Annotated in this window: 23 protein-coding genes; 19 read left to right on the plus strand and 4 right to left on the minus strand. The window is 70.0% G+C overall.

Annotated elements, in window-relative coordinates:
- The first annotated feature begins 14 nt into the window (after positions 1-14).
- The 9 genes from KHU32_RS20950 to KHU32_RS20990 all read left to right on the plus strand — a co-directional run bounded on the left by KHU32_RS20950 (position 15) and on the right by KHU32_RS20990 (position 8,169).
- A complete protein-coding gene (locus KHU32_RS20950; RefSeq protein WP_213672128.1) occupies positions 15-986 on the plus strand; it encodes a Bug family tripartite tricarboxylate transporter substrate binding protein in 972 nt (323 codons plus the stop codon).
- Positions 987-1,053: 67 nt separating this feature from the next.
- Entirely contained in the window at positions 1,054-1,365 is a 312-nt protein-coding gene (locus KHU32_RS20955) for a hypothetical protein (protein WP_213672129.1), read from the plus strand.
- A gap of 76 nt (positions 1,366-1,441) precedes the next feature.
- Positions 1,442-2,569 carry an ABC transporter substrate-binding protein gene (locus tag KHU32_RS20960; RefSeq protein ID WP_213672130.1) on the plus strand — a complete coding sequence of 376 codons (1,128 nt, stop codon included), beginning with the start codon at positions 1,442-1,444 and terminating at the stop codon, positions 2,567-2,569.
- Between the two features lie 4 nt (positions 2,570-2,573).
- Complete coding sequence (locus tag KHU32_RS20965) at positions 2,574-3,443, plus strand: branched-chain amino acid ABC transporter permease (protein WP_213672131.1); 870 nt, start codon at positions 2,574-2,576, stop codon at positions 3,441-3,443.
- Complete coding sequence (locus tag KHU32_RS20970; RefSeq protein ID WP_213672132.1) at positions 3,440-4,315, plus strand: branched-chain amino acid ABC transporter permease; 876 nt, start codon at positions 3,440-3,442, stop codon at positions 4,313-4,315. The genes KHU32_RS20965 and KHU32_RS20970 overlap by 4 nt, the downstream gene beginning before the upstream one ends.
- Complete coding sequence (locus KHU32_RS20975; protein WP_213672133.1) at positions 4,312-5,067, plus strand: ABC transporter ATP-binding protein; 756 nt, start codon at positions 4,312-4,314, stop codon at positions 5,065-5,067. Before KHU32_RS20970 ends, KHU32_RS20975 begins: the two co-directional genes overlap by 4 nt.
- Positions 5,064-5,789 (plus strand): ABC transporter ATP-binding protein, encoded by a 726-nt coding sequence (locus tag KHU32_RS20980; protein WP_213672134.1) that lies wholly within the window; start codon positions 5,064-5,066, stop codon positions 5,787-5,789. Before KHU32_RS20975 ends, KHU32_RS20980 begins: the two co-directional genes overlap by 4 nt.
- Positions 5,790-5,806: 17 nt before the next feature.
- Positions 5,807-6,454: a glutathione S-transferase family protein gene (locus KHU32_RS20985; RefSeq protein ID WP_213672135.1), complete on the plus strand. Its 648-nt coding sequence runs from the start codon at positions 5,807-5,809 to the stop codon at positions 6,452-6,454.
- A gap of 11 nt (positions 6,455-6,465) precedes the next feature.
- Positions 6,466-8,169: a GMC family oxidoreductase gene (locus KHU32_RS20990; protein WP_213672136.1), complete on the plus strand. Its 1,704-nt coding sequence runs from the start codon at positions 6,466-6,468 to the stop codon at positions 8,167-8,169.
- A 15-nt stretch (positions 8,170-8,184) separates the two neighbouring features.
- Here KHU32_RS20990 and KHU32_RS20995 read toward each other — a convergent pair whose 3' ends face one another.
- On the minus strand, positions 8,185-8,724 hold the full coding sequence (locus tag KHU32_RS20995; protein WP_213672137.1) for a DUF4189 domain-containing protein: 540 nt from the start codon (positions 8,722-8,724) through the stop codon (positions 8,185-8,187).
- 230 nt (positions 8,725-8,954) lie between these two features.
- On the opposite strand from KHU32_RS20995, the gene KHU32_RS21000 reads away from it, so the two are divergent.
- On the plus strand, positions 8,955-9,293 hold the full coding sequence (locus tag KHU32_RS21000) for a hypothetical protein (RefSeq protein ID WP_213672138.1): 339 nt from the start codon (positions 8,955-8,957) through the stop codon (positions 9,291-9,293).
- Positions 9,294-9,311: 18 nt separating this feature from the next.
- Here KHU32_RS21000 and KHU32_RS21005 read toward each other — a convergent pair whose 3' ends face one another.
- Entirely contained in the window at positions 9,312-10,010 is a 699-nt protein-coding gene (locus tag KHU32_RS21005) for an alpha/beta fold hydrolase (protein WP_213672139.1), read from the minus strand.
- Between the two features lie 102 nt (positions 10,011-10,112).
- Here KHU32_RS21005 and KHU32_RS21010 point away from each other — a divergent pair, with 102 nt between their 5' ends.
- The gene (locus KHU32_RS21010; protein WP_213672140.1) at positions 10,113-12,182 is read left to right on the plus strand and encodes a DEAD/DEAH box helicase; all 2,070 of its coding nucleotides are present in this window, start codon (positions 10,113-10,115) and stop codon (positions 12,180-12,182) included.
- A 59-nt stretch (positions 12,183-12,241) separates the two neighbouring features.
- Here the strand turns inward: KHU32_RS21010 and KHU32_RS21015 are convergent, their stop codons facing one another.
- Positions 12,242-13,219: a serine hydrolase gene (locus tag KHU32_RS21015; protein ID WP_213672141.1), complete on the minus strand. Its 978-nt coding sequence runs from the start codon at positions 13,217-13,219 to the stop codon at positions 12,242-12,244.
- 292 nt (positions 13,220-13,511) lie between these two features.
- Between KHU32_RS21015 and KHU32_RS21020 the strand changes: the two genes are divergently transcribed.
- The 3 genes from KHU32_RS21020 (at position 13,512) to KHU32_RS21030 (ending at position 17,123) form a co-directional block, all read left to right on the plus strand.
- Entirely contained in the window at positions 13,512-14,705 is a 1,194-nt protein-coding gene (locus KHU32_RS21020) for an acyl-CoA dehydrogenase (protein WP_213672142.1), read from the plus strand.
- Between the two features lie 148 nt (positions 14,706-14,853).
- Positions 14,854-16,095, plus strand: coding sequence for a class I SAM-dependent RNA methyltransferase (locus KHU32_RS21025; protein WP_213672143.1), 1,242 nt, complete (start codon positions 14,854-14,856; stop codon positions 16,093-16,095).
- 35 nt (positions 16,096-16,130) lie between these two features.
- Positions 16,131-17,123, plus strand: coding sequence for an MBL fold metallo-hydrolase (locus KHU32_RS21030; protein ID WP_213672144.1), 993 nt, complete (start codon positions 16,131-16,133; stop codon positions 17,121-17,123).
- Between the two features lies 1 nt (position 17,124).
- Here the strand turns inward: KHU32_RS21030 and KHU32_RS21035 are convergent, their stop codons facing one another.
- Complete coding sequence (locus tag KHU32_RS21035) at positions 17,125-17,859, minus strand: SDR family NAD(P)-dependent oxidoreductase (protein WP_213672145.1); 735 nt, start codon at positions 17,857-17,859, stop codon at positions 17,125-17,127.
- Positions 17,860-18,020: 161 nt separating this feature from the next.
- Here KHU32_RS21035 and KHU32_RS21040 point away from each other — a divergent pair, with 161 nt between their 5' ends.
- Genes KHU32_RS21040 through KHU32_RS21060 form a run of 5 tightly spaced genes read left to right on the plus strand, consistent with a single transcriptional unit; the run spans position 18,021 to position 22,924 of the window.
- The gene (locus KHU32_RS21040; RefSeq protein WP_213672146.1) at positions 18,021-19,235 is read left to right on the plus strand and encodes an NADP-dependent isocitrate dehydrogenase; all 1,215 of its coding nucleotides are present in this window, start codon (positions 18,021-18,023) and stop codon (positions 19,233-19,235) included.
- A gap of 44 nt (positions 19,236-19,279) precedes the next feature.
- Positions 19,280-19,954, plus strand: a complete 675-nt coding sequence (locus tag KHU32_RS21045; protein WP_213672147.1) for a DUF599 domain-containing protein — start codon at positions 19,280-19,282, stop codon at positions 19,952-19,954.
- Positions 19,947-21,518, plus strand: a complete 1,572-nt coding sequence (locus KHU32_RS21050; RefSeq protein WP_213672148.1) for an alkaline phosphatase D family protein — start codon at positions 19,947-19,949, stop codon at positions 21,516-21,518. The genes KHU32_RS21045 and KHU32_RS21050 overlap by 8 nt, the downstream gene beginning before the upstream one ends.
- A gap of 17 nt (positions 21,519-21,535) precedes the next feature.
- The gene (mmsB, locus tag KHU32_RS21055) at positions 21,536-22,438 is read left to right on the plus strand and encodes a 3-hydroxyisobutyrate dehydrogenase (RefSeq protein ID WP_408887866.1); all 903 of its coding nucleotides are present in this window, start codon (positions 21,536-21,538) and stop codon (positions 22,436-22,438) included.
- A 27-nt stretch (positions 22,439-22,465) separates the two neighbouring features.
- Positions 22,466-22,924 carry a carboxymuconolactone decarboxylase family protein gene (locus KHU32_RS21060; protein WP_213672150.1) on the plus strand — a complete coding sequence of 153 codons (459 nt, stop codon included), beginning with the start codon at positions 22,466-22,468 and terminating at the stop codon, positions 22,922-22,924.
- Positions 22,925-22,949 lie beyond the last annotated feature (25 nt).

Genomic DNA, 22,949 nt, shown 5'->3' on the forward strand with positions numbered 1-22,949 from the left:
GACGAGGAAATGACGTGACACCAAGCTTCTCCCGCCGCACTGCGCTGGCGGCCCCGTTTGCGAGCCTTGCCGCGCCTGCCGTCGCCCAGTCCGGTTTTCCCAACCGCTCCCTTCGCTTCGTCGTTCCCTGGCCCGCCGGCGGCTCCGCCGACACGCATATGCGCGTCCTCGCCGAGGTCGCTTCCGAGCAGCTTCGCCAGCCCGTGGTCATCGACAATCGCCCGGGCGCCAGCGGCACGCTGGGCCCCGCCTCGATCGCGCAGGAGAGCCGCGCGGACGGCTACCTCTTCGGCCAGATGCCGGTGTCGATCTTCCGCTACCCGGCCATGACGCGCCGCCCGCCCTTCGACCCGATGACCGACTTCTCCTGGATCATCCACCTCACCGGCTACTGCTTCGGCGTCGTCGTGCGCGCCGACAGCCGCTACAACACCTGGGAGGAGCTGCTGGACTACGCCAAGGCGAATCCCGGCAAGGTCAGCTACGGCTCGCCGGGCGTCGGCTCCTCGCTGCACATCACCATGGAGCGCATCGGCGCCGATCGCGGGATCGAATTCCTGCACGTGCCCTTCCGGGGCAGCGCGGAGACGACGCAGGCCCTGCTGCAGGGCTCGGTCGACTGCGTGGCGGACAGCACCGGCTGGGCGCCCATGGTGCAGGAGGGCCGGTTCCGGCTCCTGGTGGTCTGGAGCGAGCAGCGGGCGAAGCGCTTCCCTGAGGTGCGCACCCTGCGCGAGGCCGGCATCGACATCGTCTCCGACAGCCCCTACGGCCTCGCCGGGCCGAAGAACATGGACCCGGGCGTGGTGCGCGTGCTGCATGACGCGATGAAGATCGCGCTTCATGATCCGCGGCACCTGGCCGTGCTGGAGCGCTTCGACATGCCGGTGCGCTATATGGACACCGCGACCTATACGGCCTTCGCCGAACGCACGAATACCGAGGAGGTGGCCATGGTACGCCGCCTGAACCTGAGGATCGACTGATGCTGCAGCGCCGCCCCGAACGACGGGCTCTTACTCCCCGGCTTTGTTCGGGAAGGGCGGCGCCTGCATGCCCGGCCTCGCGATGAGCGGCGTTCCGACCATGAGGCCGGTCCCGCCGGTCTGGAAATGGATCCTGGGCGTTTTCACGCTGGGCTCCTTCACGCCGATCATCATGCCCTTCCTGGCCTATTTCCTGGCCTCGACGCTCGGCTGCCGACTAAACGAGGCGGGCTCCCATCCCTGCCTCCTGGCCGGCCGGGATATCGGCGAGACGCTCTACACCATGGCGATGATGATGTGGCTGGCCTTCCTGACCTTCCCGCTCATGGCGCTCGCCCTCGTCGGCTGGATCATCGTCTGGGTCCGCCGGGCGCGCTGAGCGCCGCCGGAGTTGACATGCCGAAGCGCCGCAGCGGAGGATGCGCGCCATAAGAAAGACTTGGGAGAGAATGGTCATGTCCGGCATGAATTCAGGCCGCCGCGCGCTGTTGGGCGGCCTTGCCGTCGCACCCTTCGTCGGCAGCGCCCGGGCGCAATCCGCGGCTCCCTACATCGTCGGCACGCTTTTCCCCATGAGCGGCCCCAATGCCGAATACGGCTCGGTCTTCACGGCCGGCGCCGCCCTGGCGATCCAGCACATCAACGCCGATGGCATTCTCCGCCGCCCCGTGCGCATCCAGGCCGAGGACACGCAGGCGCTGCCGCAGCAGGCCGTGGTGGCGATGAACAAGCTCGTCAGCGTCGACCACGCGCATTACGTGCTCTCGGCCTTCACCGCCGTCTCCAAGGCCGTGGCGCCCGTGGGCGACCGGGCGCGGACCGTGATGGTGAATGGCGGCGCGGTGGGGCCCGACCTCTCCGGCCTCTCGCCCTATTTCTGGAATGTCATCCCCCTCGCCCATCTCGAGACCCAGGCGCTGCTGCCCTTCATGATCCAGCGCGGCCTGAAGCGGGTGGCGCTGGTCTATGTGGACGACCCGCTGGGCGACGCCATCCTGGGCATCCTGCGCACCTCCCTGCCGGCGGCGGGCGGGTCGCTGGTCGGCAACTTCTCGGTGCCGCGCACGGCGCAGCAATTCGCCCCGGTCGCGGCCCGCATCAGACAGACCCGGCCGGACGCCGTCTACATCGCCTCCTTCGGCGCGCAGCAGAGCCAGATCATCAAGCAGCTGCGCGACAACGGCGTGTCCCAGCCGCTCGTCTCCTATTCGGCCATGAACATCGACAGCGTGCGCAACACGCCCGAGGCCGAGGGGCTGATCTTCACCACGCAGTCCACCGATTTCGAGGGCGGCGACGCCGTCACCCGCCGCTTCGCGACCGACTTCAAGGCGCAGCACAACGCCGATCCCGGCACCTACCAGGTGAACTACTACAACGCCGTCCGGCTCTTCGGCCTGCTGGCCCAGTCGCTCGAGCGCGAGAACGCGGAAGTGAACGGCGAGAATCTGCGCCGGGTCCTGCTGGCCCAGCGCGAATTCGACCTGGTGGGCGGCAAGGGTCGCTTCGACGACCTGGGCAATATGAGCGCGGCACTCCAGATCACCGAGATCCGCGGCGGGCGGCTGGTCAAGATCGGCTGAGGCAGTGCTTTTTCTCCAGCTCCTGCTGCAGGGGCTGCAGGTCGGCGCGCTCTACGCGCTGACCGCGGCCGGCTTCGCCCTGATCTTCGGTGCCACGCGCATCTTCCACTTCGCGCATGGCTCGGCCTTCACCCTGGCCGGCTATACCTTCCTCTTCACGAGCCAGGCCGGCTGGCCCTGGTATCTGGGCGGCCTCGCGAGCGTGGGGGTGGCCACGCTCTTCGGCATCGGCATCTACTGGTTCGTCTATCGGCCGATCCAACGGCACGAAGGCTCCTTCTTCACCGTCTTCGTCGCAGCCTTCGGCGTGGGCATCGTGGTGCAGAACCTGGTCGGCATGTTCGCCGGGCGCGGCTTCGCGAGCGTGGACACGCCCCTCTCCCGCGCGACCGAGGTGCTGCCGGACGTCTATCTCGCCCAGGTCTTCTGGGTCGCGATCGGCCTTTCCCTGGTGCTTTTCCTGCTGCTGACCCTGTTCCTCACCCGGCACCATGCGGGCGTGGCGCTCCGCGCGCTGCACCAGAACCCGGACCTGCTGCGGGCCTATGGCCTCTCCTCCACGAAGCTCTCGCTGCTGGCCTTCGCGGTCGGCTCGGCGCTGGTGGCGCCGGCGGCGATGCTGACGGCGATGACCTCGGGCCTCAACGAGGCGATCGGCCATCACGTGATGCTCATCTCCATGGCGGCGACGATCGTGGGCGGCGTGGGCTCGCTCCGCGGCGCGGCGCTGGCGGGGCTCATGCTCGGCGTGGCCGAGGCGGTGGCGCTCAGCTTCGTCGACACGCAATGGGCCGAGGCCGTCTCCTTCCTCGTGCTCTTCGCCTTCATCATCTTCCGCCCGAGCGGAATCTTCGGGATCGCACAGGCAAGATGACCGCTTATCTCACCAATCTGGCGTCCCTGGGCGCGATCTTCTGCATCCTGGCCGCCACCCTGAACGTGGCCGTCGGCTATGCCGGCATCTTCAGCGTGGCGCATGCGGTCTTCTTCGGTCTGGGCGCCTATGCCGGCGCGCAGGTCTCCCTGCTGCTGGTGCCGGACGCGCTGCTGGCCATGCTGGCCGCCGCCCTGGTCTCGGGCGTGCTGTCGCTGTGCCTCGCCCTGCCGGCGCTGCGCGTGCGCGGCGAATATTTCGTGGCGGCGTCGCTCGGCCTGCAGATGATGGCCGTCACCCTGTTCAGCGAGGCCAAGACGGTCACCGGCGGCATCGGCGGCCTCACCGGCATTCCCGGCCCCCGCCTCTTCGGCGTGGAGGTGAGCACCCTTCCGGTGGCGCTCGGGGCGCTGGCCGTCATCCTGCTGGCGACGGCGCTGCTCATGCGCAGCTCCTTCGGCCGCACGCTGCAGGCCATCCGCGACGCCGAGAGCGCGGCCGAGGCGCTGGGCAAGAACGTCGCGGCCGCCAAGGCGCTGGCGGTGGCCTTCGCCTGCGCGGGCGCGGGCGTGGCGGGCGCTCTCTTCGCCATGCACATGCAGTTCGTGAATGTGGAGAGCTTCACGCTCGATCAGTCGGTGCTGATCATGGCCATGGTCATCATCGGTGGCACGGGCACCCTCTGGGGCCCGCTGGTGGGCGCGGTGATCCTGCTCTCGCTGCCGGCCGGGCTGGCCTTCCTGCCCTTCATCCCGTCCACGGAAGTCGGTGCCGTGCAGCAGGTGATCTACGGCCTTGCCATGACGCTGCTGATGATTTTCCGGCCCGCCGGCCTTGTCGGCGACCTCAGCCGCGGGAAGAGCCACGCATGACCGCGCCCCTTCTCATCTGCGAGGGCCTCTCGCGTTCCTTCGGCGGGGTGAAGGCCGTGGCCGGCGTCTCGCTCTCGCTCACGGCGGGGATGGTCACGGCGCTGGTCGGCCCCAACGGCGCGGGGAAGACCACCTGCTTCAACCTCATCACCGGCAACCTCCGCGCCGATGCCGGCAAGGCCATGCTGCGCGGCCAGTCCATCATGGGCCTCAAGCCGCATCAGGTGGCCCGGCAGGGCGTGGCCCGCAGCTTCCAGGACCTGCGTCTCTTCACCCATATGTCCGTGCGCGACAACGTGCTGGCCGCCACCGAGACCTCCGCCTGGTTCTGGCAGCCCGGCGGCGCCGCCGCCCGCCGTGCCCGCGAGGCCGCGACGGAGGAGGCGCTGGCCCGCACCGGCCTGACCGCGCTGGCCGAGGCGCGCGCGATGGACCTCGCCTATGCCGAGCGGAAGTTCCTCTCCATGGCGCGGATCCTCGCCGCCCGGGCCGATATCTGGCTGCTGGACGAGCCCGCCTCCGGCCTCGACCTCTCCTCCCGCCGGCGCTTCGGCGAGCTGCTGAAGGAGGCCCGGCGCCAGGGCGTGGCCATCTGCCTGATCGAGCACAACCTCGACGTGGTGACCGAGCTGGCGGACCGCATCGCCTTCCTCGACCAGGGCAAGGTCCTGGCGGAGGGCGAGCCCGAGGCGATCCTTCGCGACCCCAAGCTGGCCGCCATCTATTTCGGCGACCGGGAGGACGCGGCATGAGCCAGGCTCAGCAAAGGCCCGCCCTCGAGGCCATTGGCATCAGCGCCGGCTATGGCGGCCGCGCCGTGCTGGAGAACATCTCCCTTACCCTCGGCGAGGGCGAGATCGTCACGCTCGTCGGCCATAACGGCGCGGGGAAGTCCACGCTGATGCGCGTGCTCTTCGGCCTGCACCGGCCAGATGCCGGCCGCATCCGCGTCTTCGGGCAGGAGCTGCCGAACCATTCGCCGGCCGCCCTCGGCGCCGCCGGGCTGGCGCTGGTGCCCGAGGGACGTGGCGTCTTCCCCGACCTCACCGTGGACGAGATCTTCGGGCTCGCGCTCTGGGCCGCCGCGGTGCCGAAGCAGGAGCGCGCCGAGCGCATCGAGGAGGTGCTGACCCTCCTCCCCCGCATCCGGGACTTCCGCACGCGCCGCGCCGGCACGCTCTCCGGCGGGCAGCAGCAGATGGTCTCCATCGCCCGCGCGCTGCTGACCCGGCCGCGCGCGCTGCTGCTGGACGAGCCTTCCATCGGCCTTGCGCCCAAGCTCTTCCAGGACCTGCTGGCGCCCATCGCCGCCTTGCGCGACAGCCGCGGTATCGCGATCCTGCTGGTGGAACAGAACGTGCGGGAGGCCTTCGCCATTTCCGACCGCGTGCTGGCGATGAAATCCGGCGCGATCATCGAGGAGGGGCCGCCCTCGGCCTTCTCCGACCATGCGCGCCTGATGGAACTTTTCTGAAGGACAAGACCACGACCATGCTGACCATCTACGGCTGCTACCGGTCCCGCGCCTCGCGCAACCTCTGGCTCGCCAACGAGCTCGGCATGGAGGTCAGGCACGTGCCGGTGATCCAGGCCGACCGTGCGAAGGGACCGGACGGGCCGCTGCACTCGCGCTCGCCCGAATTCCTGAAGGTAAACCCGAACGGGCACATCCCTTCGATGACCGATGGGGACCTGACGCTGCACGAGTCGCTCGCCATCAACCTCTACATGGCGAAGAAGCAGGGCGGGCCGCTCGCGCCCAAGGACCTCGCCGAGGATGCCGAGATGACCATGTGGTCCATCTGGGCGATGACCGAGGTCGAGCCGCATTCGCTGCAGATCCTCTACAACATGGTCGCGAAGCCGCCGGAGCAGCGGGACGCCGAGCTGGCGCGCCGCTCGATCGAGGCGCTGAAGGCGCCCTTCGCCGTGCTCGACGCGGCGCTCGCCAAGACGGGCCATGTCGTCGGCGGTCGCTTCACCGTCGCCGATCTCAGCCTGGCCGAGGTCGTTCGCTACGCCATGCCGGCGCCGGAGCTCTTCGAGGGCGCGCCGCGCGTGAAGGCCTGGCTGCAGGCCTGCCACGCCCGCCAGGGCTACAAGGACATGGTGGCCGCGCGCGACAAAGAACCGGCCTAAGGGGAGAGCGCATGATCTACGACTACATCATCGTCGGCGGTGGCTCCGCCGGCTCGGTGCTCGCGCATCGGCTTTCGGCGAGCGGGAGCAACCGGGTGCTGGTCTGCGAGGCCGGGCCGGACACGCCCCCCGGCGATGAGCCGGCGGAGATCAAGGACAGCTATCCCGGCACGGCCTATTTCGATCCGCGCTTCCACTGGACGGACCTCAAGGTCCATACCCAGGTCGTGCCGCACAACCGGCCCGAGGAGCGCCCGCCGCTGCGCAAGTACGAGCAGGCGCGCGTGCTGGGTGGCGGCTCCTCCATCAACGGCCAGATGGCCAATCGCGGCGCGCCGACCGATTTCGAGGAATGGGTGGAGCGCGGCGCCGAGGGCTGGGGCTGGGACGACGTCCTCCCCTACTTCAAGAAGGTGGAGCGCGACCTCGACTTCGACGGCCCGCTGCACGGCAAGGACGGCCGCATCCCGGTCCGCCGCCTGAAGGAGGAACACCTCGGCCCGCATGCCAAGGCGGCCTGCGAAGCCTTCAAGGCCGCCGGCTTCAAGTACCTGCCGGACCAGAACGGCGTCTTCGAGGATGGCTACTTCTCCATCACCATCTCGAACCAGGACGAGCAGCGCGCCTCCGCGGCCATGGGCTATCTCGACCGCGAGACCCGCAAGCGCGCGAACCTGACCATCTCCACCGAGACGCAGGTGACGGGCCTCCTCTTCGAGGGGCTGCGCTGCGTCGGCGTGAAGGCGCTGGTGCGCGGGCAGGAGCAGGAATTCCGCGCCAACGAGGTGCTGCTCTCCTCGGGCGCCATCCATTCGCCGGCGCATCTCCTGCGCGCCGGCATCGGCCCCGTGGCGCATCTGCGCGAGATGGGCGTCGAGGTCCGGCACAACCTGCCGGGCGTGGGACAGGGGCTGATGGACCATCCGGCCATCTCGCTCTCTTCCCACCTCAAGCGCAGCGCCCGCATGGACGACGTGCACACCCGCCGGCACATCCAGGTCGGGCTGCGCTACTCCTCGGGCCTCGAGGGCATCCCGGCCGGCGACATGTTCGCGGCCGCCGTCAGCAAGTCGGCCTGGCATGCGGTGGGCAAGCAGGTCGCCTCCTTCCTGATCTGGGTGAACAAGACCTATTCCGAGACGGGCCAGGTGCGCCTTGCCTCGGCCGACTGGCGCGCCGAGCCGGTGGTGGAGTTCAACCTCCTCTCCGACCGCCGCGACCTCGACCGGCTGATGACCGGCTTCCGCATGATGGCCGCCATCCAGATGACCGGGGAGCTCGGCGAGCTCACCTCCAACCACTTCCCGGCCAGCTACAGCGACCGCGTGCGCAAGCTCGGCGTGGTGAACAGCAAGAACCGCTTCCTCACCTCCGCCATCAGCCTGATCATGGACGGGCCGGAATTCATCCGCCGCCGCTTCATCGAGAAATACGTGATCGAAGGCTTCACCTTCGACCAGGTGATGACCGACGACGCGGCGCTGGAGGCCTTCATCCGCAAGGCCACGATCGGTATCTGGCACGCCTCCTGCTCCTGCCGCATGGGCGCGGACGACGATCCCCGGGCGGTCGTGGACACCCAGGGGCGCGTGCGCGGCGTCGCGGGGTTGCGGGTGGTCGATGCCTCGATCTTCCCGGTCGTGCCCTGCGCGAACACGAACTTCCCGACGCTCATGGCGGCCGAGAAGATCGCGGACGCCATCCTGGCGGGTTAAGGCCGAGGGCCGCGTCTAGCGCGGCCCGCAGGACACCTGCAGGAGCCGGCAGTGGAGCGCCCCGCGCTCCAGCGACGCGCATTCGCGCAGTGCCGCTCGCTGCGCGTCCGCGGGGTTGGAGGCGGTGCCGATCTCGATGGCCCGGACCTCGTAGGTGCGCGGGTCGCTCGTCATGATCAGGGCGACGCGCCTGACGCCCTCGGCGACGGCGACGCAGGCCTCGGTGAATTCGACGATCTGGGTGCAGCCCCGCGGGACGGAACGGCAACCCGCCTCCGCGGCCTCCCGCGCCGCGCGGGGGTCGCGATGGCCCACGGCCACGCCGAAGCGGAAGCTGGGCGGCCGTGCCAGGGAAAAGGCGCCATAGCGGACGGGCGGCGGCGCCGCATCCGGGAGGGGCCGGGAGTGCGACGGCAACGGCGCGCTGCCCCATGCCCCCCCAGGCCTCAGGGTCTCCAGGCAGCCCACGCCGCAGGCATCGGCAGGCGGGTTGCCCATCGGCACCAGCAGCGCGGCCAGCAGGATGCCTCCGGCCAGGACGCGGGACAGCTTCATGCCGCGCACACCCGGCGGGAAGTCCGCGCTCCGGCGCGGACCCAGGATGACTTCGCCTTACCCATTGAAGGAGCCTACCCTGCGGGGCGCCCGCCTTTCGATCCCCATGGGCACACCAAGGGGTGGGCGGTTTCGGCCATGGCGGGCGGCCGCAGCCCGTTGTAATCTGGCTTCTTCGGCGGCGGCCGCGGCTCCTGCGCGCCATCGCGCTGCCCGGATTCGAGACATCGATGCGCCTCGCCCTGATCCTGCTGGCCCTCCTCCTGGCCCTGCCCTTCCCGGCAGAGGCGCAGTCGCGCGGGCGCATGGCCGGGCTCCGCAACCCCCATGCCAGCGGCGCCGCGCTGGAGGCCGCCCGGCGCTACCTCTGCCCGAATGGCGGCACGCCGCAGGGCCGCGGCCGCTGCTCCCGCGGCAGCAGCGTGGGCCTGCTGGAATCCGATCCGGATGTCCGGGGCTGGGACCGGGGCATCTCGGCGCCCACGCATTCGCAGCGGCCCTGCCCCGAAGGCACCACCCCCACCGCCGCCCGCGCCCAGCCCGGTGTCACGCGCTGCGTCGCAGGGTGAAGCCCGGGCCCTCCGACGTCAGACCTGGAGCCATTCGCGAAGCGCCGCGCCGACCTGCTCGGGCACTTCCATCGTCGGCAAATGGCCCGAATTCCCGAAGCTCATCCGCCGCGCGCCGGGGATCAGCGCCGCCATCTCGTCATGCAGCGCGGGCGGTGTCAGCACATCTTCATCGCCGCAGGCGATCAGCGTGGGGACGTCGATCTCGCCCAGGTCGGGCCGCGAATCAGCCCGGCCCATGATCGCGAGCTGCTGGCGCAGGAAGCCGTCATGCCCCACCCGGGCCGCCATCTCCATCACCTCCTCCGCCAGCGGCGTGTCGAGCCGCGAGGGATGGATGAGGCTCGGCAGCAGCCGCGGCGTAACGCCCTTGAACTGGCCGGATTTCGACAGCGCCATCAGCGCGCGGCGCCGGCGCTTCTGTTCCTCGGTATCGGGCCGGGCGGAGGTGTCCAGCAGCGCCAGATGGGTGACGCGCCCGCGCGCCCGGCGCCAGACTTCGAGCGCCACGTAACCGCCCATCGACAGGCCCGCGACGGCGAAGCGCTCCTCGCCGTCGACGAGGTCGAGCGCGCGGCTGGCCATCTCGGCCATGCTGTCGTCGCGGGTGAGGTCGGCGACACGCGGATCGGCGATTCCACGCAGGGCGGGCAGGCAGTCGCGCCACAGTCGTTCATCGCAAAGAAGGCCGGGGAGCAGCAGCAGAGGGCGAAGCATGGCTGTGGATAATTCCCCCTCGCCCAGCAGGCAATGCACGGGTTTCGTGTTGCGTTCCGGCCCTATCGGGCGCATATGCGGCTCGTTGCAGAAGAGGGCGGCATGATCCGCCCGACCGGCCGTGCGCCCAATGCGCCGGCCCTGAGGCCAGGAAGCCAAACTTTGAACGAGACCACCGCGCCAGGCGCGCCCGCCGGAACCGATCCGGCCATCGCTGAAACTGAGACCAAGATCATCCACGAGACGCCCGCCCCTGCCACCGCGGAGGAGACGTCTGTCGAGGCCGTTGCCGCTGCCGAGCCTGTGGTGGAAGCCGCACCGGCGGCCGTCGAGCCAGCCGAACCCCAGGCGGAGGCCGCTCCCGTCGCCGACGAGCCGGCCCCCGTCGAGGCTGCCCCGGCCGAAGCGCCCGCGGAGACCGTGGCCGAGGCCGCACCTGCCGTCGCCGACGAGCCGGTTGCCTCCGCCGAGGCGGAAGAGCCCGCCCCGCGCGGCGATGGCGAATATTCCGACGAGGAATACGACGCCGCGGAGCCCGGCCCGCCCCGCGCCCTCTTCTCCGATCTCGGACTGTCCGACGAGCTGCTGCGCGCCGTCACCGAGAGCGGCTACGTCCACCCGACGCCGATCCAGGAGCAGGCCATCCCCATCGTGCTGATGGGCCGCGACGTGCTGGGCTGCGCCCAGACCGGCACGGGCAAGACCGCCAGCTTCACGCTGCCGATGATGGACATCCTTGCCGGCAGCCGCGCCAAGGCGCGCATGCCGCGCAGCCTCATCCTCGAGCCCACGCGCGAGCTCGCGCTGCAGGTGGCCGAGCAGTTCGTGAAGTACGGCAAGTACCTCAACCTGACCCACGCGCTGCTCATCGGCGGCGAGAGCATGAACGACCAGCGCGACGTGCTCGAGAAGGGCGTGGACGTGCTGATCGCGACGCCGGGCCGCCTGCTCGACCTCTTCGATCGCGGCCGCATCCTGATGGCGGACTGCAAGCTCCTCGTCATCGACGAGGCCGACCGCATGCTGGACATGGGCTTCATCCCCGATGTCGAGCGCATCGTGTCGATCATCCCTGCGCTGCGGCAGACGCTGTTCTTCTCGGCCACGATGGCGCCCGAGATCCGCCGCCTGGCCGACGCCTTCCTGCAGAACCCGAAGGAAATCACCGTCAGCCGCCCGGCGACGGTCGCCACCACCATCACCACCGGCGTCGCCTATGTGCGGGACCGGGACAAGCGCGAGGCGCTGCGCCGGCTCATCCGCCGCGAGCAGGTGCAGAACGCGTTGATCTTCTGCAACCGCAAGGTTGACGTGAACATCCTCTACAAGTCGCTCAAGCGGCACGGCTTCTCGGTCGGCGAGCTGCATGGCGACATGGACCAGTCGGCACGCTTCGCCACGCTGAATGCCTTCAAGGCGAACGAGATCCGGCTGCTGGTCTGCTCGGACGTCGCGGCCCGCGGCCTCGACATCGGCGGCCTCAGCCACGTCTTCAACTTCGACATCCCCTTCCACTCCGAGGACTATGTCCACCGCATCGGCCGCACCGGCCGCGCGGGACGCGAGGGGCATGCCTACTCCATCGCGACGGCCGATGACGGCAAGCTGATCCAGGCCATCGAGAAGCTGACCGGCGCGCCGATCCCGCGCCTCGAGGTGGAAGGGCTGGACCCGGTCACCGACGAGGAGATCGCCGAGGCGGCGACGCGCAAGCGCGGCCGCAACGGCCGACCCCTTCCTGCCGCGGGCGGCCGCGAATCCGGACGGGACCGTGGCGGCCGCGAGCGTGGCCGCGGTGGCCGCGATCGCGACGAGCGTCCCCGCGCCGAGGCCGCGCCGCCGGCAGAGGAGACGCCCCGCGAGGAGCGTCCCCGCCGCGACCGCGACGACCGTTCGCGCGGCCGTGCCCGCGACGAGGCGCCCCGCGAGGCCGCGGCCCCTGTTCGGGAAGAGTTCCGCGCCCGCGACCGTGACGAGCGCCCCCGCCGCGAGGAATATCGCCGCGAGGAGTTCCGCGCCCGCGACGGGCGTGGCCGCGATCGCGACGATCTGGGCCCCTCGGTGCTGGGCTTCGGCGACAGCATCCCCGCCTTCATGCTCGTCCCCATCCGCGCCAAGCGCGACGTGCGGGAGACGGTCGAGACCGTCGAGGAAGCGGAAGCCACCGCCTAAGACGCAGGTTTTTCCGGAGATATGGGGCCAGGGCGGTTTCGACCGCCCTGGCCCTTTCTTTATCCGATCCGCGTCGCCACGGCCCGCAGCACGGCGCGCACCGCGGGGATCATCGCCTCGGTCGCCGGCGCCACGGATTCCGGCCCGCCCGGCCAGTTGTACGAGAAGCAGAAGCTCGCCGGGACGCCGCGAACCACCATCTGCCCCGCGACGGAGAGCGCGTTCTCGCCGTTCCACACGATGCTGCCGCCCTTGCCATAGGCGGCGATGCCCGGCGGGACGATGATGTTCAGCGCATCGGCCATGGCCGAGATGCGCCGGAATTCCGACAAGGCGGCCTCGGAGGTGAAGAACCGGCCCGAGAGCACATGGCGGTACCAGGCCACCATCGTGCTGGCCGGCGCCACCATCGTCTCCCCCTCGCCCATGATCCCGCGAGCCGGGCCCGGGAGCCGGTCGGCATTCACCGCCTCCATGCCAGACCAGCCGAGGTCCTGCCCCGGCGCCGCGCCTGCGAGGTAGGAGAACATCCGCCGGGTCGAGGCGGCGAGCCGCACGCCGTTCAGCGGCACCCTCGCGATCGCCTCGCGCACCGCCTCCACGCCGATCTTCTTCAGGGCGATATCAGTGGCCGTGTTGTCGCTATGCGCGATCATGGCCTCCAGCACCGAGCGCGCCGGCATCCGGCCGGTGAGCTCGCCCAGCACGGGGCTGACCAGGGAACGCACCTCGTCGTTCACCGCCAGGGGCTCGGCCAGCGTCAGCCCGGCATCCTGCACCTTGAGCAGATAGGCTGCGAGGATGAAGGTCTTCAGCACGCTGCCGACGAAGAGCGGGCGGTCCGGGTGGTGGCCCAGCTGCCAGGCGCCGGAGGGGTCGTCGACGGCCAGGGCCGCGCTCACCGTCCCGGGCAGGGCGGCGAAGGCGGTCATGGCCTCCTCGGTCGCATTGACCGGGACGCCCTGGGCGAGGGCCCCGGCCGGCAGCAGCAGGGGAGTGGCGAGGAATGCCCGCCGCCGGCGGATCGTGATGGGCATGGTCGGGCCTCCTGGATCTGGTTTCTGGCCAAACGCCGACCGGGCGCGAAGGTCGCGGCAGGCGCCGGCACCTTCTGACGATGGTGATGTTTCCGCCGCCGCCAAGGTAATCCCAGGCCGCCCAGGGTCGCGGTTCCGCCGCCGGCCCGCCCCGGACGACGCATCTCCCGCCCGAAAGGTGTCTCCTCCGCGAGAAGAGGCGACAGCGGGCTTGCGCTTCCGTGTCCGGGGCGTGATAGGACGCGCATCTCCTGTTGATCCGGCGTCTGGCCTACCCGAAGGGAACGAGAAGATGAACGTCGTCACCAAGACCAAGTCCCCCCCCTTCATGTGGGATGATGCCTTCCTGCTGGACGAGCAGCTCACCGAGGACGAGCGGATGATCCGCGACGCCGCGCGTGACTTCTGCCAGGACAAGCTGATGCCCGGCGTCCTGATGGCGAACCGGAACGAGACCTTCGACCGCTCCATCATGAACGCCTTCGGCGAGCAGGGCTTCCTGGGCGCCACCCTCGAGGGCTACGGCTGCGCGGGCGTGAGCTACGTCGCCTACGGCCTGATGTCGCGGGAAGTGGAGCGCGTGGACAGCGGCTATCGCTCCGCCTTCTCCGTGCAGTCCAGCCTCGTGATGTTCCCCATCCACGCCTATGGCTCCGAGGCGCAGCGGCAGAAGTTCCTGCCCAAGCTGCGCACCGGCGAGTGGGTCGGCTGCTTCGGCCTGACCGAGCCCGACGCCGGCTCGGACCCGAACTCCATGCGCACCCGCGCGAAGAAGGTCGATGGCGGCTGGGTGGTCTCGGGCTCCAAGACCTGGATCACCAACTCCCCCATCGCCGATGTCTGCGTGGTCTGGGCGAAGGACGACGAGGGCACGCTGGGCGGCTTCCTGCTCGAGCGCGGCATGAAGGGCCTGACCACGCCGAAGATCGAGGGCAAGTTCTCGCTGCGCGCCTCCGTCACGGGCATGATCATGATGGACGAGGTCTTCGTCCCCGATGAGAACCGCCTCCCCGGCGTGCGCTCGCTGGCGGGTCCCTTCTCCTGCCTCAACCGCGCCCGCTACGGCATCGCCTGGGGCGCGCTGGGCGCGGCCGAGTTCTGCATGGCCGCCGCCCGCGACTACACGATGAACCGCAAGATGTTCGGCCGTCCGCTGGCACAGACGCAGCTCATCCAGAAGAAGCTGGCGGACATGGAGACCGAGATCACCCTCGGCCTGCAGGCGGTGCTGCGCGTCGGCCGGCTCTTCGACGAGGGCAAGGTGGCGCCGGAGATGATCAGCCTCGTGAAGCGCAACAACTGCGGCAAGTCGCTCGACATCGCCCGCATGAGCCGCGACATGCATGGCGGCAACGGCATCGTGGACGAGTACCACGTGATCCGCCACGTCATGAACCTCGAGACGGTGAACACCTACGAGGGCACGCATGACGTCCATGCGCTGATCCTGGGCCGCGCCATCACGGGCCTGAACGCCTTCGGCTGATACCATCGAGGGGGCCTTTGCCCCCTCGAACTCTCCAGCAAGAACCTCATGTTCTTGCATCTCCGCCCAGTTCCAGGGTCCAGGGCCAAAAGCCCTGGCGGGGAGCGCGAGGGGCAGCGCCCCTCGTCCCTCATCAAAAAGGCCGCACATGTCCGAATATCGGATCGAGCGCATGGGCGCCGGCGGCGACGGCATCGCTCCCGGCCCCCTGCACATTTCCTTCACCCTTCCCGGCGAGCGCGTCGAGGCCCTTCCGGCCGCGAAGGACCGCGCCACCCTCGTCGAGGTGCTGGAGGCCAGCGCCGAGCGCGTCGAGGCCCCGTGCCGCCACTTCACCGTCTGCGGCGGCTGCGCCCTGCAGCACTGGGACGAGCATCCCTACGCCGCCTGGAAGCGCGGACGCTTGGCCGAGGCGCTGTCCCGCGCCGGCTACGAGGATGTGGAAGTCGCACCGATGGTGCCGACGCCGCGCCACGTCCGCCAGCGCGCCGATTTCGGGCTCGAGCGCCTGGCCGATGGCCGGATCGAGATCGGCTTCCATGAGCGCGGTACCACCAACCTCATCCCCATGCGCGAATGCCACGTGGTGCAGCCGGAGCTCGTCGCGCTCCTGCCGCGGCTCGCCGATGCGCTGCGCGGGCTGAACGCGATACGCCGCCTCGGCTCGGCGCTCATCAACATGCTCGACAGCGGGCCCGACATCCTGCTGCGCACCGACATGCCGCTCTCCATGCCCGATCGCCGGCTGCTGGCGGCCTTCGCCGAGGCGGAGCGCCTGCCGCGCATCGGCTGGGGCACCAAGGGCGGCACCGAGATCGCCGCGCAGATCTTGCCGGTGCGGCATAACCTCTCCGGCGTGACGGTCACGCCGCCGCCTGGCGCCTTCCTGCAGGCCAGCGTGCCGGGCGAGGCCGCGATCATCGAGGCGGTGCTGGCCGGGCTGCCGAAGAAGCGCTCGCCCCGCGCCCGCGTGGCGGACCTCTTCGCCGGTATCGGCACCCTCTCCTTCCCGCTGGCGAAGCACGTGCTGGTCGAGGCCTTCGAGGGCGATCCGGCGGCCGCCGAGGCCCTGCGCGCCGGCGCCAATGCCGCGCAGATGCGCATCCAGGCCGAGCGGCGGGACCTCGCACGCCAGCCCCTCCTGCCCGCCGAGCTGAAGAACTACGTCGCCGTGGTGCTGGACCCGCCCTTCGCCGGCGCGCCCGAGCAGGTGGCGCAGATCGCCCGCAGCAAGCTGGAGCGCCTCATCTACGTCTCCTGCAGCCCGGCGGCCCTGGGGCGGGACGCGGCCACCCTGCGCGCGGCGGGCTTCAAGATCCTCCAGGCGACGCCGGTGGATCAGTTTCTTTGGTCTCCCCACCTCGAATCCGTGGTTGTCTTCGCCCGCTGAACGCCCACCTCCGGTGCTCAGGGGAGATGACATCCATGTCCACAGACCGCCGCACGCTCTTCGCCGGTTCGGCCGCGATCGCCGCAGCCCTGGCGCTTCCCAACGGGGTCCGGCCCGCCGCCGCCCAGCCGGCCCCCGCCGCGCCGACGCCGACCAACGCCCAGGCGCCGGGCTTCTATCGGTTCAAGGTGGGCGGGCTGACCGTCACCACCGTGCATGACGGCTTCGCCCGGCGCCCCGTCGAGGGCTTCGTGCGCAACGCGCCGCTCAACGAGGTCCAGGCCGTGCTGGCCAGCAACTTCATGCCGGCCGACACGCTGACGATCCCCTTCACCCTTACCTTCGTGGCGACGCCCGGCGGCCTCGTCGTCTTCGATGCCGGCAATGCCACCCAGGCGGGCAATGCCACCAGCGGCCAGGCCGCGGCCAATATGCGCGCGGCGGGGATCGACCCGGCCCGCGTCGTCGCGGTCGTCATGAGCCATTTCCATGGGGACCATATCTCGGGCCTCAGCTCCGCGGGCGGCGAGCGCCTCTTCCCGAATGCGGAGATCGTCGTGCCCGCCGCCGAATGGGCGTGGTGGACCGACGAGGGCAACGTCACCCGCAGCCCCGAGGGCCAGCGCGGCACCTTCGCCAATGTGAAGACCCGCTTCGCCCCCTATCAGGGCCGCATCCGCCAGATCGCCGACGGCGCGGAAGCGGTGCCGGGCATCCGGGCCATGGCCGCCTATGGGCACACGCCGGGCCACACGATGTACCACATCGCCGATGGCGGCGAGCAGATGGTCTTCCTGGCCGACATCACCAACCGGCCGGAGATCATGGCGCCGAAGCCCGACTGGCAGATCGTCTTCGACTTCGACGGCGACATGGCCGCCGCCAGCCGCCGCCGCGTGCTCGACCGGGTGGCGACGGACCGCATGCGCGTGACCGGCTATCACTTCCCCTTCCCGGCCCAGGGGCACTTCCTCAAGGACGGCAACGGCTACCGCTTCGTCCCCGGCGATTGGAGCAGCGCGGTCTGACTCAGTAGACCGCGCGGCCGCCCGAGCAGTCGAAGACCGCGCCCGTCGAGAAGCTCGCCTCGTCCGAGGCGAGGAAGGCCGCCATCGCAGCCACTTCGGCGGCAAGGCCGAAGCGGCCCATCGGGATTTTCGACTTCATCCAGGCGACTTGCTCCACCGTCATCTGCTGGAAGAGCTCGGTCTCGACGGCGGCCGGCGTGATGCAGTTCACCCGGACCTCGGTTTCCGCCAACTCCTTGCCCAGCGATTTGGTCAGGCCGATCACCCCCGCCTTCGCCGCCGAATAGGCCGAGGCCATGGGATTGCCCTCCTTCCCCGCGATGCTGGCGATATTGACGATGCGCCCGCGATTGCGGGCGCGCATGCCGGGCACGACGCAGCGGCAGGTGAGATAGACGCCGACCAGATCTACCTCGATCACCCGGCGCCAATCCCCGACCGGGTAATCCTCCAGCCGGTGGTTCGGCCCGGTGATGCCGGCATTGGCGACCATGATGTCGCAGGGGCCGAGGGCTGCCTCCGTGCCCGCGAGCGCGGCGTCGAGGCTGGCGGCGTCGGTGACATCGGCCCTTTCGGCATGCCCGCCGATCCGCGCCGCGGCGGCCCGCGCCGCATCGAGGTCGCTGTCCCAAAGGGCGATCCGCGCGCCGTCGCGCGCCAGCCGTTCGGCGATGGCGAGGCCGATGCCCCGTGCGCCGCCCGTCACCACGGCCACCCGGCCTGCCAGTTCCGCCATTTTTTCCTCCCCGCTTCGCGTTGCCTCCAGCTTCGGGCAACGGGGATGAGGGTCAAGCCGGGCGGCCCCTCTCTTGCCCCTGTCCTGGGGGGGTGCGATTGTGCGGCCGCATCGCAACATCACGCGGCCTCCCGTGCAGGAGGTCCAAGAGGGCTCAGGATATGGCGAAAATCAAGGTGAAGACCCCCGTCGTCGAGATGGACGGCGACGAGATGACCCGGATCATCTGGGCCTTCATCAAGGACAAGCTGATCCATCCCTACCTCGACATCGACCTGAAGTACTACGACCTCGGCATCGAGTACCGCGACCAGACCAACGACCAGGTCACCATCGACGCGGCGAATGCCACCAAGCAGTACGGCGTCGGCGTGAAGTGCGCGACGATCACGCCCGACGAGGCCCGCGTGGCCGAGTTCGGCCTCAAGAAGATGTGGAAGTCGCCGAACGGCACGATCCGCAACATCCTCGACGGCACGATCTTCCGCGAGCCGATCATCTGCCAGAACGTGCCGCGCCTGGTGCCGCATTGGTCCAAGCCGATCGTGGTCGGCCGCCATGCCTATGGCGACATCTACCGCTCGGTCGAGATGAAGGTTCCCGGCGCCGGCACCGTGAAGATGACCTTCACGCCCGAGGGCGGCCAGCCGCAGGAGATCGGCGAGTTCTCCATGCCGGCGACCGGCGGCGTGGCGATGATGATCCACAACCTGAACAAGTCGATCGAGGGCTTCGCCCGCGCCTCGTTCAACTACGGCCTGGCCCGCAACTACTCGGTGTACTTCAGCCACAAGAACACCATCCTCAAGGCCTATGATGGCAACTTCAAGGACATCTTCCGCGCCATCTACGACGCCGAGTTCAAGGCGGAGTTCGAGAAGCGCGGGATCACCTACGAGGACCGCCTGATCGACGACATGGTGGCCTCGGCGCTGAAGTGGGAAGGCGGCTACATCTGGGCCTGCAAGAACTACGATGGCGACGTGCAGTCCGACATCGTGGCGCAGGGCTTCGGCTCGCTCGGCCTCATGACCTCCGTGCTGCTCTCCCCGGACGGCAACACGGTCGAGTCCGAGGCGGCGCACGGCACGGTGACGCGCCACTTCCGCGAGCACCAGAAGGGCCGCGAGACCTCGACGAACCCGATCGCGTCGATCTTCGCCTGGACGCGCGGCCTCGCCTATCGCGGCAAGTTCGACAACACGCCGGACGTGGTGAACTTCGCCGAGACGCTCGAGAAGGTCTGCGTCTCGACCGTCGAGGGCGGCCAGATGACCAAGGATCTCGCCATCCTGATCGGCAAGGACCAGGCCTATCTCTCGACGCAGGCCTTCCTCTCGGCGCTCGACGAGAACCTGAAGAAGGCGATGGCCTGATGGCCCGCGGCGTCCTCTGCACCTTCTTCGGGTGAGGTGACGCCGTGAACCTGCTCTCGCCGCTCGACTATGTGGCGCTGGCGGTGTTCTTCCTGTGCTGGGCGGGATATTCGGCCATCGTGGACCGTGTCCCGTCCATCCGCTCCCGCTCGGTGATCGCCTCCATGGACGAGCACCGGCGGCGCTGGATGCTCGCGCTGCTCGACCGCGAGAACCGCATCAGCGACGTCTCGATCGTCAACAACCTGATGACGAGCACCTCCTTCCTCGCGAATAATTCCATCTTCATCCTGGGCGGGCTGGTAGCGCTGCTGAGCGCATCGGATCTCGGCAGGCGGGTGCTGCTCAACCTCCCCTTCACCGATCCGCCGACCAGCGACGTCGCCTGGGAAATCCGGATCTTCCTGCTGGTCTTCATCTTCATCCGCGCCTTCTTCGAGCTGACCTGGGCGCTGCGCCAGTTCAACTACACCTCGATCCTGATCGGCGGGCTGGGCCATGGCGACGGCTATATCGTGCAGGCGGAGGCCGCCGCGCAGGTCGCGAACCGCGCGGCGCGACACTTCAACACGGGGTTGCGCGCCTATTATTTCGGGCTGGCGGCGCTGGGCTGGATCATCCATCCCTTCGCACTGATCATCGCCTCCATCGTGGTGCTGCGGGAGCTGCACCGACGCGAATTCCGCTCCGTGGTGCGGGAAGTCCTGAGCCGTGGATAGCGCGACGCGCCAGCTGCTCGGGCTGGCGCGTCGGGGATTGCTGCGCGGCGCCGCCGGGCTGGCCGCGCTGGCGGCCTGGCAGCCGCCACAGGCCCGCTCCCAGGCACCAGGCTATCCCTTTGCGCTCGGCGTGGCCTCGGGCGATCCCTGGCCCGACGGGGTCGTGATCTGGACGCGCCTCGCGCCCGACCCGCTGGCCGCCGGCGGTGGCATGGGTCTGGCGCCGGTCGAGGTCGGCTGGGAGGTCGCGGAGGATGAGCGCCTGACGCGCCCCGTCCAGCGCGGGACCTTCACGGCCACGCCGGAGCTCGGCCATTCCGTCCATGTCGAGCTGCGCGGCCTCCAGCCGGGACGGACCTATTTCTACCGCTTCCGCGCCCTCGGCCAGGAAAGCCGCATCGGCCGCACGCGCACCGCGCCGGCCCCCGGGGCCGAAGCCACGATCCGCTTCCTCAATGCGGGCTGCCAGAATTACGAGCACGGCTTCTTCACCGCCTGGCGCCATGCCGCGGCGGAGGAAGGGATCGACTTCGTCTTCCACTATGGCGATTTCATCTACGAGCATCGCGGCCGGCGGCCCGGCGAGGGCGGCTGGGGGCCGGTGGTGCGCACGCATCACGGGGGCGAGGCCGTCAGCCTCGAGGACTACCGCGCGCGCTACGCCCAGTATCGGCTGGACCCGGACCTCGCAGCGGCGCAGGCCGCGCATCCCTTCGTCTGCACCTATGACGACCACGAGGTCGAGAACAACTGGGTGGGCCTGATCAGCCAGCGGGACGGCGGCCGCCGCTTTCCCGTGGCGACGCCGCCCGACGTCTTCGCGCTCCGCGCCGCCGCCGCCTTCCGCGCCTGGTACGAGAACATGCCGGTGCGCGCCGCTGCCCTTCCCCGCGGCACCGACATCACCGCCTATCGCCGGCTGCGCTTCGGCCGCACGCTGGACCTGCACGTGCTCGACACGCGCCGCTTCCGCGACGACCAGCCCTGCGGCGACGGCACCGCCCTGCCCTGCGAGGCCGTCGCCCGGCCGGAGGCGCAGGTCCTGGGGGCCGTGCAGGAGGCCTGGCTGCGCGCGGGCATCGCCGGAAGCTCCGCCCGCTGGCAGCTGCTGGGCCAGCAGATCTTCGTGGCGCCACGCCTCTTCCCCAATGGCGGCCGCAGCATGGATTCCTGGGATGGTTACCCGGCGGCGCGTGAACGCCTGCTCGCCATGCTCGCGGGCCGCGACGCGGCGGTCCTGACCGGCGACGTCCATCGCGCCTGGGCCAACGACCTCCAGGCCCGGCCGGACGGTCCGCCCGTGGCGGTGGAGTTCGTCGGCACCTCGATCACCAGCGAGGGCGATGGCAGCGAGGCGCAGCCGACGGCCGCCGCCGCCATGTCGATCAACCCGCACCTGAAGTTCCACAGCAACCGCCGCGGCTACACGCGCCACGTCGCCCGGGCGGACCGGCTGGAGGCGACCTACCGCGCCGTCGGACATGTCCAGCAGCCGGACGCGCCGCGGGAGGACCGAGGCCACTTCGTCACGCTGGCCGGGCGGCCCGGGGTGGTTGCGGGCTGAGGCTTGGCCTAGCCTCACTGGAAAGCAAGGAGGAGGCGCGAATGGCACGCATCGGTTTCGTCGGTCTCGGCAATATGGGCCTGCCCATGGCGCGCAACCTCGCGAAGAAGGGCCATGAGGTGCGCGGCTACGACCTCAGCACCGCCGCCATGGACGCCGCCGCGCAGGACGGCGTGGGCCGGGCGCAGTCCGCCGCCGATGCCGCCCGCGGCGCCGACTTCGTCATCTCCATGCTCCCCGCCGGCACGCATGTACGGGATGCCTGGCTGGGCGCCGGCGGCATGGCCGCGGCCTGCGAGCCGAAGGCCGTGCTCATCGACTGCTCCACCATCGACGTCGAATCCGCCCGCGCCGTCGCCGCCGGGCGGCCGATGCTGGACGCCCCCGTCTCCGGCGGCACCATGGGCGCCGAGGCCGGCACCCTCACCTTCATGGTGGGCGGCCCCGCCGAGGCCTTCGCCAGCGCGAAGCCGATCCTGGAGGCCATGGGCCGCACCATCGTCCATTGCGGCGAGGCCGGCGCCGGCCAGGCGGCCAAGCTCTGCAACAACATGCTGCTCGCGATCTCCATGATCGGCACCTGCGAGGCCTTCGCCCTGGCCGAGAAGCTCGGCCTCAGTCACGAGGCGCTGTTCGAGGTGGCGAGCAAATCCTCCGGCCAGAGCTGGTCGCTCACCACCTATTGCCCGGTGCCCGGGCCGGTGCCGGGCAGCCCCGCCAACCGCGACTACAAGCCCGGCTTCGCGACCGCCCTCATGCTGAAGGATCTCGGCCTGTCGCAGCAGGCGGCGGAATCCGCCGGCGCCGCGACGCCGCTGGGCGCGGCCGCGCTCGCCCTCTACCGGCGCTTCGCCGAGGGCGGCGATGCGGGCACCGACTTCTCCGGGATCATCCGCATGCTTCGCGACGAGGCCCGCTGAGGGAACGCCAACGAAAGGGAGACCAGGATGAGCACGAGGATCGACTACGCCGCCGCCGCGCCCGGTGGCGTGAAGGCCCTGGGCGGGGTCTATGGCTACATCCAGCAATCCGGCCTGCCGGCGCAGCTGGTCGACCTCGTCTATCTGCGCGTTTCCCAGATCAACGGCTGCGCCTATTGCATCGACCAGCATTCGCGCGACCTGCTGAAGCATGGGCTGGCCGTCGAGAAGCTGGTGCTGGTGCCGGCCTGGCGCGAGGCCGGCGCGCTCTTCGACACGCGGGAGCGCGCGGCCCTGGCCTGGGCCGAGACGGTGACCCGCGTCGCCCAGACGGAGGTGCCCGATGCCGATTACGCGGCCGCCGCCGCCGTCTTCGAGCCGAAGGAGCTCTCGGACCTCACCATCGCGATCGGGCTGATGAACCTCTACAACCGGCTGGCCATCAGCTTCCGCAAGACGCCCCAGGCAGCGATGGCGCACGGCTAGCGGCACCCTGGCGCTCCGGCGCCTC

The sequence above is a fragment of the Roseococcus pinisoli genome, from assembly GCF_018413645.1.
GTDB lineage: Bacteria > Pseudomonadota > Alphaproteobacteria > Acetobacterales > Acetobacteraceae > Roseococcus > Roseococcus pinisoli.

Bases quoted from the DNA above. Each gene is read 5' to 3' on its own strand.
- KHU32_RS20955 (WP_213672129.1), top strand. From the start codon at position 1,054: ATGCCCGGCCTCGCGATGAGCGGCGTTCCGACCATGAGGCCGGTCCCG.
- KHU32_RS20960 (WP_213672130.1), top strand. From the start codon at position 1,442: ATGTCCGGCATGAATTCAGGCCGCCGCGCGCTGTTGGGCGGCCTTGCC.
- KHU32_RS20970 (WP_213672132.1), top strand. From the start codon at position 3,440: ATGACCGCTTATCTCACCAATCTGGCGTCCCTGGGCGCGATCTTCTGC.
- KHU32_RS20975 (WP_213672133.1), top strand. From the start codon at position 4,312: ATGACCGCGCCCCTTCTCATCTGCGAGGGCCTCTCGCGTTCCTTCGGC.
- KHU32_RS20980 (WP_213672134.1), top strand. From the start codon at position 5,064: ATGAGCCAGGCTCAGCAAAGGCCCGCCCTCGAGGCCATTGGCATCAGC.
- KHU32_RS20985 (WP_213672135.1), top strand. From the start codon at position 5,807: ATGCTGACCATCTACGGCTGCTACCGGTCCCGCGCCTCGCGCAACCTC.
- KHU32_RS20990 (WP_213672136.1), top strand. From the start codon at position 6,466: ATGATCTACGACTACATCATCGTCGGCGGTGGCTCCGCCGGCTCGGTG.
- KHU32_RS20995 (WP_213672137.1), bottom strand. From the start codon at position 8,724: ATGAAGCTGTCCCGCGTCCTGGCCGGAGGCATCCTGCTGGCCGCGCTG.
- KHU32_RS21000 (WP_213672138.1), top strand. From the start codon at position 8,955: ATGCGCCTCGCCCTGATCCTGCTGGCCCTCCTCCTGGCCCTGCCCTTC.
- KHU32_RS21005 (WP_213672139.1), bottom strand. From the start codon at position 10,010: ATGCTTCGCCCTCTGCTGCTGCTCCCCGGCCTTCTTTGCGATGAACGA.
- KHU32_RS21010 (WP_213672140.1), top strand. From the start codon at position 10,113: ATGATCCGCCCGACCGGCCGTGCGCCCAATGCGCCGGCCCTGAGGCCA.
- KHU32_RS21015 (WP_213672141.1), bottom strand. From the start codon at position 13,219: ATGCCCATCACGATCCGCCGGCGGCGGGCATTCCTCGCCACTCCCCTG.
- KHU32_RS21020 (WP_213672142.1), top strand. From the start codon at position 13,512: ATGAACGTCGTCACCAAGACCAAGTCCCCCCCCTTCATGTGGGATGAT.
- KHU32_RS21025 (WP_213672143.1), top strand. From the start codon at position 14,854: ATGTCCGAATATCGGATCGAGCGCATGGGCGCCGGCGGCGACGGCATC.
- KHU32_RS21030 (WP_213672144.1), top strand. From the start codon at position 16,131: ATGTCCACAGACCGCCGCACGCTCTTCGCCGGTTCGGCCGCGATCGCC.
- KHU32_RS21035 (WP_213672145.1), bottom strand. From the start codon at position 17,859: ATGGCGGAACTGGCAGGCCGGGTGGCCGTGGTGACGGGCGGCGCACGG.
- KHU32_RS21040 (WP_213672146.1), top strand. From the start codon at position 18,021: ATGGCGAAAATCAAGGTGAAGACCCCCGTCGTCGAGATGGACGGCGAC.
- KHU32_RS21060 (WP_213672150.1), top strand. From the start codon at position 22,466: ATGAGCACGAGGATCGACTACGCCGCCGCCGCGCCCGGTGGCGTGAAG.